Source organism: Paenibacillus sp. UMB7766-LJ446 (genome assembly GCF_030226665.1).
Taxonomy (GTDB): Bacteria; Bacillota; Bacilli; order Paenibacillales; family Paenibacillaceae; genus Paenibacillus; species Paenibacillus vandeheii.
This window is the reverse complement of record NZ_JASOYM010000001.1, coordinates 844211-857609: the sequence shown is the minus strand read 5'-3', so window position 1 is coordinate 857609 and position 13399 is coordinate 844211. Positions and strand designations below refer to the sequence as shown.

General features: G+C 48.5%; 12 protein-coding genes. 6 read left to right on the top strand and 6 right to left on the bottom strand.

Annotated elements, in window-relative coordinates; genetic code table 11:
• The first annotated feature begins 28 nt into the window (after positions 1–28).
• Entirely contained in the window at positions 29–1237 is a 1209-nt protein-coding gene (locus tag QP794_RS04345) for a PQQ-dependent sugar dehydrogenase (RefSeq protein WP_285075100.1), read from the top strand.
• A gap of 106 nt (positions 1238–1343) precedes the next feature.
• On the opposite strand, the gene QP794_RS04340 is transcribed toward QP794_RS04345, so the two are convergent.
• A complete protein-coding gene (locus tag QP794_RS04340) occupies positions 1344–2075 on the bottom strand; it encodes an MBL fold metallo-hydrolase (RefSeq protein ID WP_285075099.1) in 732 nt (243 codons plus the stop codon).
• Between the two features lie 78 nt (positions 2076–2153).
• Positions 2154–2699 (bottom strand): hypothetical protein, encoded by a 546-nt coding sequence (locus QP794_RS04335; protein WP_285075098.1) that lies wholly within the window; start codon positions 2697–2699, stop codon positions 2154–2156.
• A gap of 128 nt (positions 2700–2827) precedes the next feature.
• Here QP794_RS04335 and QP794_RS04330 point away from each other — a divergent pair, with 128 nt between their 5' ends.
• Positions 2828–3691 (top strand): SDR family oxidoreductase, encoded by an 864-nt coding sequence (locus QP794_RS04330; protein ID WP_285075097.1) that lies wholly within the window; start codon positions 2828–2830, stop codon positions 3689–3691.
• 121 nt (positions 3692–3812) lie between these two features.
• Here QP794_RS04330 and thrS read toward each other — a convergent pair whose 3' ends face one another.
• The 3 genes from thrS to QP794_RS04315 all read right to left on the bottom strand — a co-directional run bounded on the left by thrS (position 3813) and on the right by QP794_RS04315 (position 8791).
• The gene (thrS, locus tag QP794_RS04325; RefSeq protein ID WP_285075096.1) at positions 3813–5789 is read right to left on the bottom strand and encodes a threonine--tRNA ligase; all 1977 of its coding nucleotides are present in this window, start codon (positions 5787–5789) and stop codon (positions 3813–3815) included.
• Between the two features lie 477 nt (positions 5790–6266).
• Positions 6267–8027, bottom strand: a complete 1761-nt coding sequence (locus QP794_RS04320) for a sensor histidine kinase (protein ID WP_285075095.1) — start codon at positions 8025–8027, stop codon at positions 6267–6269.
• Positions 8024–8791 (bottom strand): response regulator transcription factor, encoded by a 768-nt coding sequence (locus QP794_RS04315; RefSeq protein WP_285075094.1) that lies wholly within the window; start codon positions 8789–8791, stop codon positions 8024–8026. The genes QP794_RS04320 and QP794_RS04315 overlap by 4 nt, the downstream gene beginning before the upstream one ends.
• Positions 8792–9020: 229 nt before the next feature.
• Between QP794_RS04315 and QP794_RS04310 the strand changes: the two genes are divergently transcribed.
• Together QP794_RS04310 and QP794_RS04305 are read left to right on the top strand one after the other, a co-directional pair.
• Complete coding sequence (locus QP794_RS04310) at positions 9021–10166, top strand: M23 family metallopeptidase (protein WP_285075093.1); 1146 nt, start codon at positions 9021–9023, stop codon at positions 10164–10166.
• 100 nt (positions 10167–10266) lie between these two features.
• On the top strand, positions 10267–10770 hold the full coding sequence (locus QP794_RS04305) for a GNAT family N-acetyltransferase (RefSeq protein WP_285075092.1): 504 nt from the start codon (positions 10267–10269) through the stop codon (positions 10768–10770).
• A 74-nt stretch (positions 10771–10844) separates the two neighbouring features.
• Here the strand turns inward: QP794_RS04305 and QP794_RS04300 are convergent, their stop codons facing one another.
• Positions 10845–11351: a DinB family protein gene (locus QP794_RS04300; protein ID WP_285075091.1), complete on the bottom strand. Its 507-nt coding sequence runs from the start codon at positions 11349–11351 to the stop codon at positions 10845–10847.
• Between the two features lie 281 nt (positions 11352–11632).
• Between QP794_RS04300 and QP794_RS04295 the strand changes: the two genes are divergently transcribed.
• Both QP794_RS04295 and QP794_RS04290 read left to right on the top strand, forming a co-directional pair.
• Positions 11633–12046 carry a hypothetical protein gene (locus QP794_RS04295; RefSeq protein ID WP_079350768.1) on the top strand — a complete coding sequence of 138 codons (414 nt, stop codon included), beginning with the start codon at positions 11633–11635 and terminating at the stop codon, positions 12044–12046.
• Positions 12047–12048: 2 nt separating this feature from the next.
• Positions 12049–13338 (top strand): ammonium transporter, encoded by a 1290-nt coding sequence (locus tag QP794_RS04290; RefSeq protein ID WP_024629390.1) that lies wholly within the window; start codon positions 12049–12051, stop codon positions 13336–13338.
• Positions 13339–13399: the final 61 nt, after the last annotated feature.

The window sequence follows — 13399 nt, the reverse complement described above, 5'->3', positions numbered from 1 at the left end:
ACAACGACATTAGAAGGGAGATGTAATCATGAATAATCGACTAAACGTTCCATTGTATGCTTCGTTACTCAGTATCGCCTTATTAACAGCCTGTGCTTCCGGTGACCCGACTACAGGATCACAGCAGACGTCTCAGGGTCAAGGTACAAGTCAGGAGCAGACGACAGCGAGCGAAGGCAATGACGGTGCGAGTGGCGGTGAAGAAGAAACGGAGGAAAATGCCATTATTCCTTACGAGGCTTCCGTGCTGGTCGACGGACTCAATGTACCCTGGGAGTTGGTGAGCGTGCCTGATGGGCGGATGTTTGTAACGGAGCGACCGGGCACCGTTCGGGTCATCGAGAGCGGAGAGCTGGCTTCCGAACCCCTGATTGAATTTACGGCTCCATTTCATGAAGAGGGTGAAGGCGGGTTGCTGGGCCTTGCTGCTGATCCAGATTTTGATGATAATGGCTATCTGTATGCATATCATTCCTATCTTGAAGGCGATGACATTGCCAATCGGGTATTGCGCTTAAAGGTAAGTGGCGGGAAAGCGACCATAGACAAGGAGTTGCTCGGTGACATTCCGGGCGGTATGAATCATAATGGGGGCCGGATCAAGATTGGTCCTGACCATCTGCTCTATATTACGACAGGTGAACGGTATGAGCCGAAGCTGGCTCAGAACGAAGATAGCTTGGGTGGGAAAATATTGCGGATTGGTCTCGACGGATCGATCCCAGAAGATAACCCGTGGCCTAATTCGCCTGTATATAGCATGGGGCATCGGAATGCCCAGGGGCTGGCCTGGAACCCGAATAATGGCTATCTGTACGCCACAGAGCATGGGCAGCGTAATTTTGATGAAATTAACCGCATTGAAGCCGGTGAGAATTATGGCTGGCCTGAAGTGGAGGGGCATGATGACAACAATGGTGCTTATCAGGCTCCGCTTGCACATAGTGGAGATGAGACGTGGGCTCCATCAGGTGTAGCGTATATAGAGGAAGGCCCGTGGGCTGGATCACTGCTTGCTGCCAATCTACGGGGTGAACAACTTCTCAAAATCACACTGTCAGAGGATGGCACAAAAGTAACACAGGTGGAACCGATTTTTGAAGGCGAGTGGGGACGTATTCGCAATGTAACTGCGGGGGAAGACGGAAAGTTATATGTGCTGACGAACAACAGGGATGGCCGGGGTTCTCCACGTAATGGAGATGACCAATTGATCGTTATAACGCCAAACCTGTAACATGTAATGTACATGAAAAAGGGGCTGTCCCGCCATATTCATGACATATGGGACAGCCCCTTCGCTTATTATTGAAGTAAACATAGCCTTAGGTTGCAGGTTCCGATTAGTCCGCGCTTTCCGCAAGTTCGGCAATGCGTCGACTGGGCTCAGTGGTGTATTCTCCACCATGGTAACAAAGCACTTTCTCCAGCTTCAGGCCAAGCAGCCTTTTCAAACTGCGCAGCGCTTCAGGCATGTCCGGTGTTGCGGGTGGAGAAGGTCCCACCAATTCATCATCGACCACACGTAATTCATCGGCAGCGAGCAGGAATTGCTGCTCCCGGAAGTACAGGCAGATATGTCCTGGGGTGTGCCCCGGTGTATGAATGACCTGGATGCCCCCCTGTAAAGATAGCATGTCACCGTCCTCAAGCACTTTGGATATTTTGAACTCAGTCCGTTGGGAGATCAATTGTTCTGCCAGCTCCGCTACAGGTTCAGGCAGCAACGCTTTGCGTTCCGGTGTGAACTTGATCATGGGCTGTTTGCCCGTGATATACGGAATTTCATCACTATGCGCCCAGATATCCACATCCGGAACAGCATTCACAAGGGCACCAAGGTTACCAATATGATCTATATCGGAATGTGTTAAAATAATACGCTGGATATCAGATAGCTGAACGCCTTCATGTTCCAGTGCGGACTGAAGTTCATCGAATTGGCCAATCATGCCTGTATCCACAAGTGTAATGCCATCTTCATCACGCAGCATGACAGGGTGGATCGGGTTTTTACCCGCAGGTGTGACAATGTGAAGATGTAGAACCGTTATATCCGTGGATGGATTTTTCATACTGGTTCCCGGATCGAATCCGGAGCACCTCCTTTATAGAGTAGGATCATTGTGTATTTATCATTTATCATGGATGGGTCAATTCTCTGGCTGATTATATTTCAAGTGTTTTCTATATTGCTTCACCGTATCCAGGATGGATTCAAACTCTTGTTTTGCATCGTGATACTCTCTGACGATGGAAGCATAAGAAAAGTTGGAGTGAATAAGTTTATTTCGGAGTTGAAACACGTTGGTGCTTTCTTCTTCAATGTTCTCCATTCCCGATTTCAGGGCAATGTGTTGATTTTTCAATTCAGCCTGAAGGATTTCGATATTGGATAAAGAACGGTATGCGGGAGTTTTCATCAGTTGGATCGAATTAAATTTTTTTTGATGTGTTTGCTGGTATAGTTGATTCAGCAGGTCTTCAATAATTGTGCATAATTCAATCGTCCATGAACTATATTTGCGCTCTTGCCGTTTTCGGATAAGCTCACCAATCTCTTCATCGTCCCACAGTTTATCCTTTTCATGCAGTGTTGAGTCTGGCTTTTGCTGGAGATGTTGGACCTCCTGTTCGATTAGTGCAATGTCATGTTTCGCTTCTTTTTTCAGTTTCTTGAAGTCTTCTTTGGTTAGCATGCGTATCCTCCCTATAAGACCAATATGTGATCTTTCGATTATCTCATATTGACGTCAGGAGTGCTTTAGAAACTAGAAGACAATGGTCCCAAAATACGAAGAACTTCGGTTCAGAAGGGAAATACCTGATGTCCACAAAGACAGCGATTGTAACGGGAGCCAATTCAGGCATGGGTCTGGCAACCACTATTGAACTTGCAAGGCAAGGGTATCACGTAATTATGGCTTGCCGCAGCGAGAAGCGCGGACAGCAGGCTCTGGAGGAGGCACTGCGTCAGTCCGGCTCTACTGCGATTGAACTGATGCTGTGTGACCTGGGGTCACTGGAAAGCATCCGTCATTTTGCCCAATCATTTCGGGAGCGTTATGATACACTTGACGTTCTCGTTAATAATGCGGGTGTCGTCATGTTGAAGCGCCAGGAGACCTCGAACGGTTTTGAGCAAGGCATCGGCATTAACCATCTTGGACATTTTTTGCTTACCTTACTCCTGATTGAGCCGTTGAAGGCTGCGGAGCAGGGGCGGATTGTGAATGTTTCGTCTGGTGCGTACAAAGCTGGCAAAATTCATTTCGAAGATCCCCATCTGCATAAAGGCTATAATCCAATCAAAAGTTATGCGCAATCCAAGCTCGCTAACGTGTTATTCACCCGTGTTCTGGCCCGCAAATTGGCGGATACCCGCATCACGGTGAACTGTCTTCATCCCGGTGCGGTTGGTACAAGTATTGGCGTAGATCGTAATACCGGTTTTGGCACACGTATTATGGCTATCGTAGGCAAGTTACCGTTTTTCCTCTCTCCTGAAGAAGGGGCGCAGACGGCGATTTATCTCGCCACAAGTCCTGATGTTGCCGGGATAACCGGACGTTATTTCTATCAACAAAAGGACCAGGAATTGAAAGCCCATGCTCTGGATGCCGCAGCAGCTGAGCGCTTCTGGACATGGAGCGAAGAGCAAGTCGGACTCAGACCTGAAGAAAAATTGTAAATGCTGATCATTCGAAGCAGAAGTGGCGACTTCCTTGTGGAGAGAGAATTAGAGGCAACCGTTATCCATATTAACGGTCTGCCTCTAACGTTATGTTTCAGTCAATTCCAGTTTAAGCAGCTCAGGCTTTTGCCTTCACAGCCTGCTGAATCATCTCAATAAATGCTTCAATTTGCTGAATGCCTTGATCGCCTTGACCGTATGCACGGACAGAGGCGGATGATGCATTTTTCTCATTTTCCCCGAGTACGAGAGAGTAAGGCACTTTTTCCATCTGAGCTTCACGGATTTTGTAGCCGAGTTTCTCACTGCGTAGATCTGTTTCTACCCGAATGCCGGCAGCCCGCAGCTGGCTCTGAACTTGAAGCGCGTAGTCGGCGTAATGATCCGAAACAGGCAGCAACTTCACTTGCACGGGCGCGAGCCAAAGTGGAAACGCACCGGCGTAATGTTCAGTCAGGATGCCGATGAAGCGATCGATAGAACCATAGATGGCACGGTGGATCACGACAGGACGGTGTCTCAGGCTATCCTCGCCAATATAAGTGAGATCGAACTTCTCGGGCATTTGAAAATCAAGCTGGATTGTTCCGCATTGCCAGCTGCGTTTAAGCGCATCGAGAATGTGGAAGTCAATTTTCGGACCGTAAAAGGCACCGTCACCCTCGTTAATGCGGTATTTCACACCGCGCCGATCAAGTACATTTTGCAATGCTCTTTCTGCCTGATCCCATAGCTCCTCTGATCCCATGGAATCGTCCGGGCGAGTGGACAGTTCAATCTTATATTCGAATCCAAAGATGTCGTACATGCGTCCGATCAATGAGATTGCCTGGTTGATCTCATCTTCAATCTGCTCTGGCATTACATAGAGATGCGCATCATCCTGACAGAAAGTCCGTACACGCATCATGCCGTTCAGAGCACCTGAGAATTCATGGCGGTGAACCTGACCGAACTCCATCATGCGAATCGGCAGCTCACGATAGGAATGAAGTGTATTTTTGAAAATCAGCATATGTCCCGGACAGTTCATCGGCTTCAGTGCAAAAGTGTCATCATCCACCTCGGAGAAATACATGTTGTCCTTGTAATGCTCCCAGTGACCCGATTGCTCCCACAGACGATTGTTCATCATGAGTGGAGTACGCACTTCCTGATAACCTTCCTGTAGCTGCAACTCACGGGAGAATTGCTCCAGTTCTGTGCGGATAGTCATGCCTTTGGGCAGATAGAAGGGCATGCCGGGTGCTTCTTCAGAGAACATGAACAGTTCAAGCTCTTTGCCCAGTTTGCGGTGATCCCGTTTCTTTGCTTCTTCCAGCATGTGCAGATGTTCATCCAATTGGGCCTTGCTTGGGAAAGCGGTGCCGTAGATACGTTGCAGCATTTTATTATCCGAGTTGCCCCGCCAGTACGCACCAGCCACATTCAGCAGCTTGAATGCTTTGATTCGACCAGTGGAGGGAAGATGAGGGCCGCGGCACAGATCGAAAAACTCTCCTTGGTCATAAATCGAAAGCTCGGCGTCCTCTGGTAAATCCTGAATGAGTTCAAGCTTATACGGGTCCTGAATCTCTCCAAAGATGCGGAGCGCTTCCTCACGATTAACCACTCGGCGGCTGATCTTTTCGTTTTCCTGAATGATTTTGTTCATTTCCCGCTCAATGCCAGCCAGATCACTGATAGATAAAGCATGCTCCAGATCGACATCGTAATAAAATCCATCTTCAATGACAGGCCCGATGCCCAGCTTCACTTGTTCCGCACCGTAAATGCGTTTGAGAGCCTGTGCGAGTACATGAGCTGTGCTGTGTCGATAACGATACAGACCTTCCTCATTGTCCAGTGTAACGATGACGAGTTCGCAATCTTGCTCAAGCACCCAATCGAGATCGACATTCTTACCATCTACAATACCGCCGATGGCTTGTTTGCCCAGAGTTGTGCTGATGGATGAGGCGACCTCTCCTACAGTGATACCGGCTTCGTAAGAACGTACAGCTCCGCCCTGCAAGCAAACGTCAATTGAACGTTGAGGTTGTTGTTGATCATTCGATGGATTGCTGAATTGGCTGTTTTTATTCGGATTACTCATGTGAACCACTCTCCAATATTCAAATTTGAAGCGCAAAAAACACCCGTCCCGGAAAAGGGACGAGTGCGCTCAGCTCGTGGTTCCACCCTAATTTGGTTATGAATGCTCCTGAACACGACCAGCCGCCGCAAGCAAGAACATCATAACCCTCATTGGAATCCGTTATCGGGGATCAGGCGGTGAACTCTACTGACAGCTTTGTCCGGAATTCATGAAAAAGTCCGCAAAACTGAGGTTTGAGGTCACGGCTGCAGAGGGGTAATTCCGGTCCGTTCGCTGAAGAAGGTTTCACCAATCCCTTCTCTCTCTGGGCAGCACGCAAACGGAATCTTGTCTCTGGTCATCGCCAAATATGCATAATCGATATCATTTGAATTGATCTTAATATCGTTCAAGTCTATATCAATATATTGGAACAGGTGTTATTGAGTGTCGATTATATAGACTGAAAATGAAAAGGTCAAGCGGAATGTTTTTTTACCCCTGTTCTGATTGTCCATCCCATATTAACCGAATGACAGTACCCACACCAGAAGTTGATTGAACCTCGATACGGCCCTTCATCGCTTCGATTAACCCTTTCGTAACCGCCATACCAAGCCCTGACCCGACATCGGATGTGCCTGTATCAGTGCCGCGATAGTATCGTTCGAACAGCCTCCAGACCGTTTCCGAGTCCATTCCTTGTCCATCATCGGCAAAATGAACACTGAATTCGCCTGTCTGTTCACCTGGATGTACACTAACGGTCAGGGTCGACTCCGCTGGATTATGGAGAAGGGCGTTAGCAGTCAGATTATCCACAATGCGCTCAAAAGATGGAATATGCACATGGCCATAGACCGGAGCTTTCGCAGGCCGGAACAAAATTCTCCCTTTGCCATAGACCGGATTGCGTTCTGCACGTTGGACGAGATCATGCAGTAACGTATTCACGTCAGTTTCATCCACAGGTGGCTGGTATCCACCGCTGCGCAATCGGTACGTCATGGCAAGGTCATTCACAAGTCGGTCCATATACATGGATTTGTCCAGCATAATACCCGCGAATTCTCGCACTTCTTCCGGGGACCAGCTATACTTCTGTGCTTCAAGCATATGGGCGTATCCCTGGATGGAGGACAGAGGTGTCTTGAGGTCATGCGTTATTCCGGCGATCCATTCCTCACGCAGAGATTCGGTCTGTTTACGCAGTTCTTCATCTTGTTTCAGTGTGGTGGATAATGCCTGCATGGAGCGAAGCACTTCAGCATACACGTGGTATTTCCGTTTCCATTTGCCATTTCGTCGCTGGCTGCGAGGGGTGCCACCGATGCCTTTGGGTTCCTCATAATGTCCCTGCTCCAGCCGCTGGAGCCATTGGAGCATATGCAGCATGGGGGAACCGAAACGATTGGCGTACCAAAGGGCCAGCAGGATGAGTAAAATGACAACGGATAGGAGCAGCACGACGAGTGCAGGGGTCAAAATGAAGTTATAGGGATTTTCATCCCCTGAAGCAGTGGTATCGACCGGTATGTTGAGCATCCAGGTTGTGCCATTTTGTTCATCGTAAAAGGTTGCGGTCGACATGCCATATCGATTGGGATAACGAATACGCAGAACCAGTTCCTGAATGCTGTATTTACTGGGAACACCTATGGCTGGTTTGTTGTAAGAGGCCAGCTCCTGTCCGTAGGCGTCCAAAATTTGCAGAAAGGCACCTTTGGAACGAATGGCTTCCTCTTGTTTGGATTGAAGCACAAGCTCTCCATTGGCGTAATGAGTATCCTCACGGGCTTGATCGAGCAAGGATTTGGCCAGATTGCGTTCGCCGTACAACAAGGTGAAATACTCACCGTTTTTCTCCCGAATCAACATGGCGATCTGATAGGGGAACGCCTTTTCGGCCCCCCAGTATGCAATCAACTCTCCGGGCTTATATTGCTTTGGAACGTCGTCCGGTGTATTGAAATCATCAATGACATGACCTTTATCATCCAGAACCTGCAGCCACCCCTGATTTTTCTCGACCTGCTTCAGCAGCTTGGGATCATAGCGGACCGTCCCATCGGGCATAATCTCTGCGGTATTGATCAACTGGTCAAGTCCGCTGGTAGCGAAGTCATCCACCAGGCTTACTTCATTCATTTTGTGAATGACCCAATAGGTGGCTGCGGAACCCAACAGGATGATAATAACTACTGCACCAGCAAGCATACCGATAAACCGCGTCATTAATCTGCGACGAATGCTCATGGGCGTGACACAGGGTTTGGCTGTATGAGTTTGTACCCCAGACCCCGAACATTGACGAGAAACGCAGGGTTAGAGGGATCGGCTTCAATCCGCTCACGAATCCGGTGAATATGAACCATAACGGTATTGTCATCGCTGATGGCTTCCGAGCCCCAGACGCGCTCATATAATTCCGATTTGGTGAAAATACGATTGGGATGCTTGCAGAAAAAGAGCAGCAGCTGATAGACAAGTGCCGGACATGTTACGGCCTGTCCTTCAACCTGAAGTTCACCGGCTTGTTCAAATACTTGAAAGCGACCAAAATCATGTATCCCATCCTGTACGGCAGGAGAGGACGTATTTGCGTCAGAAAAGGGTGAAGCAGCAGCTGTAGAGGTTGCCAGTTTGGTAGGCAAATACCGTTTCAGCAGCGATTTGATCCGAGCTACCACTTCAAGTGGATTAAATGGTTTAACGACATAATCATCGCCGCCAACGGCGAATCCAGTTAACTTGTCATAATCCGTTGTTTTGGCAGTGAGAAAAAGAATCGGTGCATCGGTCAATTGCCGCAGAAATGGACAGATTTCCAGTCCGCTTTTGCCAGGCAGCATGATATCCAGCACGATGCAATGATAAGTTTTATTTTGGCAGGCGGTAATCGCTTCTTCGCCAGTCGCAACGGTATCAATGTCTACAAATCGCTCTTTAAGCAGAACGGTTTTGAGCATATGTAAAATGGTTTGTTCATCATCAACTAGCAGTATGGAGACGTGATCCATGATGTGAAATGACCTCCCGGGACTTCCTATTATTTATTGCTAATCATACCATCCAGAAGGGCAATGTAGTGTGAGAGCTATCTTAACGGAATCTTAATTATGATGCCATTGAGGACGCCACAGTTTAGCTAGATGTAAGGATGGGTTAGACGAAGGATAAGATTCATTCTGTACACTTAACTGGAAAGTATAACGATCACCAGAAGGGATGTTGAGAATGAGGTGGAGAATGAACAGGCTGAATGAGAGAACTAAGGTACAGGAGCAGCGCTCGAATTACGGAAGAAGTCAGCTGGAATCCACATATGCGGCACCTGAGAAATTACAGAGTAGAAAGGGTTGGAAGTTGATTGCCATAACCCTTGGTGCCTGCGTGATGTTGTCTGCTTGCGGTAACAGTAACTCGATTACGTCGGAACAGGCCAGACAGTCAAAGGAAGAAACGACGAATTCAAATGAAGCTAGTGAGAGCACTCATCTGGAAGAGAATTCAGGTACAGAGGTGAGCACCATCATTACACCCGACAATTTCATCGATACGTTAATGAGCGGTTCCAAGGAAGACATTTACAGTCAGATGAGTCCGGAATTGAAGCAAGCGATAACCCTTGAACAATTCAAAACATCTGCTGATCAATTTCTGGAGGGGGTAACCTCACTGAATCAAGTGGTCCATCTCAAAATGAACAAGTTGACTGAGCTTTCCTGGAAGGATCAAACCGGAACAAAAGGGATTCAAGCCTATTTTAGCGAAGTCAATCAGATTGAGGGGCTGTTGATCCAGCCGCTGGTAACCCATAAGGACACGGATGGAAAGTTTACCAAAACCGAATTTCAGTTCCCTATGAAGGGGGAATGGTATGTGTTCTGGGGAGGCAATGATGTGATGTCTAACTATCATTATGAGCATGAAACACAGCGCTACGCGCTTGATATCGTGCGAACCAAAGAAGGTTTCAGCTATAACGGGGATGCGCAGGTGAATGCAAGTTATTACGCTTTTGGTGAACCGCTCTATGCAGCTGCGGACGGAACCGTAGTTGAGATCAAGAACGATATTCCAGACAATACGCCAGGCGTTATGAACCCGGAAGAGCCGGCAGGTAACAACGTGGTCATTGACCATGGAAATGGAGAATATAGCATCACCGGTCATATCAAGGAAGGCAGTGTAGCGGTCAAAAAAGGGGATAAAGTCAAGCAGGGAGACCTCATCGGAGAGCTGGGCAACTCAGGGAACTCCAGCGAAGCTCACCTGCACTTCCAGGTATCGGACGGACCGGATCTGTTCACTGCCCGTTCCGTTAACATTCGTTGGGCGGATCAGAGCCAGCAGTTAACCCGGGGAAAGACCTTCCAGGGATTGCCTGAGTAATTGCGGGGCTGACCGGATGTTTGGGGGATGACGCCAGCTTCCTTCCTCCGTTATAATACCGTCATGAGATAGAATTGATCAGGATGATGGAGGAGTAGACATGGAACTGGATAGTGTGCAGATTGAGTATGCGCGTCGTGAGGACTTGCCAAGGATTGTGGAGATCTATAATTCCACGATTGAGAGCCGGATGGTGACGGCGGATTTGGAGCCAGTGACTGTAGAGCAGCGAGTTCCGTGGTTTGAGGAGCATTCTTCGGATCATCGTCCACTCTGGGTGATGAGGCATAACGGACAGGTTGTGGCCTGGGCCAGCCTGAGTTCATTTTACGGACGCCCTGCTTACAATGGGACGGTGGAAGTCAGCGTATATGTAGATCAGCAGTGTCGGGGAATTGGGGCAGGTGGACGCTTGCTGAACACGATTTTTGACGCTTGTCCTGCGCTTGGAATCAAGACGATTCTGGGCTTTGTCTTTGGACATAATAAACCGAGTCTGGGGTTATTGCGCAAGCATGGCTTTGAGCAGTGGGGGTATTACCCCGAAGTGGCTGTGCTGGATGGCATCAACCGGGATTTGGCGATCTTGGGCAAAAAAATATAAGCTTATTTCAAAGTAAATGAAAACCTCCAGATCCACAGCGCGTGGATTGGAGGTTATTTTTGCTTACATGGAATTTAGGTGTGGGACACGCCAAGCCTTTGCTTAATATCCTGAATCTGTGCCAGATGACGCTCTTCATGATAGCTTGCAAAATCGACCCACTGAGCCAGATCCATCTCACCGAAAACCGGGTGGGGAAAGGACTTGCTCCGCAGCAGTTCAGCCTCATGATCCTGTGCAACGTGCATCAGCGCCTGATGCGAGGCTTCCAGATCGTGGCGAACATTCGCCAGAGCTTCCGGTTCCGCAGGAGGCTGGAGATGAGCCGGGGCGTTGACGGAGTGGCTGCGATCCAGTGTTAGCTCATATGGTTTTTTGTCCACAGAAACGGTCTGGGTCTGTTCCTTCTCTAGCGCCGCACGAGCTTGCTTCACAATTATACTTTCCATCAGATTCAGGTGACGGAGCACTTGTATCATGCTCCAGCGTTCAGGTGTGGGTCTAAGGTTCAATTGTTCTTCACTAAGTCCAGAGATCGCTTCCCAGATTTGGCTACGAATGTCGTCATTACGAGTGAACATCGTGCAATCCTCTCCTTTATATGAGTTCTATGATGTCAGCTTGTGTATGTGTAGGCCCAGCATGTGGGTGCTTGATATATATCATAGAGGATATGAAAAGTGAATGCGAAGGAGGTTTTAATTTACCTTGTTAGTTGAAGTTTTAAGGGTAAGAAAAAAGCTATTTCTTATAAATGAGCTATTTCAAATCATACCATCGTCAAAAAAGGATTGACGCTAAGTGCTGCTGGACTCTATAATCGATAACAAGTAACTTGATATGTAAGGAGTCCTGACATGGTATGTTAGTAATTGACGAGGTGTATCATCATACAGCATTGCAAATATCATCGTCCGATTTATTGTACCTTATCCAACAGCTCAAGGTCAAAAAAGAAAATGAGATTGAAACCCTCAAACATAAAATTGAACAATTCGAGCAAAAAAAACGTGCGGAAGAAGTCGCTTATCAATCTTTGTCGCCAGTACGCAAATGGTTCGCAGGGCGACCCGCATCCCATCACCAGGCGGTGGAATATATGGTCCAGGTGAAGGAACGTTTTCGCAAAATGGAGCAGATTCGGCGGCGGATACGAGAACTGGACCGCATTGCCGAACGAATCAAGCATCCGGACAGCATTGAACGGGACGAAATCGAGCTTACGCCCGAAACGATCCGAGAGATTAGACAGCTTAGGGAAACGGAGGATGTATAAGCATGACTTTGGAGACGTTAAGCTCCGGGATTGATACAGTCTGGGTCGTACTGAGTGCAGCCATGATTTTGTTGATGGAGGGCGGGTTTGCCCTGCTGGAAGCTGGCTTTGTACGTTATAAAAATAGCGTGAATATTATTATGAAGGTTTTCGCCGACATTACAATCGGAACATTGCTTTTCTATGCGATCGGATTTGGCTTAATGTATGGTTCTGATGCTGGTGGTTTGGTAGGCATAACCGGATTTTTCCTCAATGGAGATTTGTCTCATCTGGATGTACCCGTATCACTGGAAACATTCTGGCTGTTCCAGGCTGCGTTTACCATTGCCGTCATTTCCATCGTATCCGGTGCTGTGGCTGAGCGGATTAACTTTCGAGCCTACCTGCTGTATATCATATTGATGACGGCTATTATTTATCCAATTGGTGGTCACTGGGCATGGGGTGGCGGTTGGCTCAGCAAGCTGGGCATGCAGGATTTTGCCGGTTCCGCGGTCATTCACGCGTTGGGCGGGTTCTCCGCACTGGCCGCCGCCATTATTATTGGGCCGCGTAAAGGAAAATACACGCCGCTTGGCGTGAGTGCCATTGCGCTTCCGAGCAATCTGCCGCTGGCATCTGTAGGTGCATTTCTGCTATGGTTCGGCTGGTTTGGCTTCAATGCAGGAAGTACGCTCAGCGCGACTGATGTAAGGATCGGTCACATTGCCATCGTTACGATGTTGTCTGCTGCTTCGGGCGGCGCAGTTACACTGCTCTACACCTTGTTCCGTTTCAATCGTTCGGATGCACCATCCGTCATTAATGGCTCGCTTGCCGGTTTGGTTGGTATTACGGCGGGTTGTGCCTTTGTCGGTGATGTAGCTGCGATATTCATCGGGGCGGTATCCGGATTGCTCATGATGGCTGCAACGAATTGGCTGGACCGCAGGCAGATTGATGATCCGGTGGGTGCGTTCCCTGTTCATGCTGTATCCGGGATGTGGGGAACGATTGCCGTGGGTTTATTTGCAACGGATGGGGGCTTGTTCATGGGAGGCGGCTGGAGGCTGCTGGGTGTTCAGGCGCTCGGCCTCACGGCTTTGGTCGTCTGGGGATTTGTCATGACCTGGATCGGTCTGAAGCTCATTGGCAAGATGGTTCCTGTCCGTTCCACGGAAGAAGAGGAAGATCTGGGCCTGGATATTAGTTATCATGGTGTAATGGCTGCCCACCAGTCGCATGAGTTTCTGGATAGCGAGGAGCATATTCGTGCATTCCAGGATGATCTACCGCATCGGAATCGTTAGGGATGGGATGGATCGTAAGGATAGAGGCTGACAGCGAATGTCAGTCTCTTTTTTCGCTAGA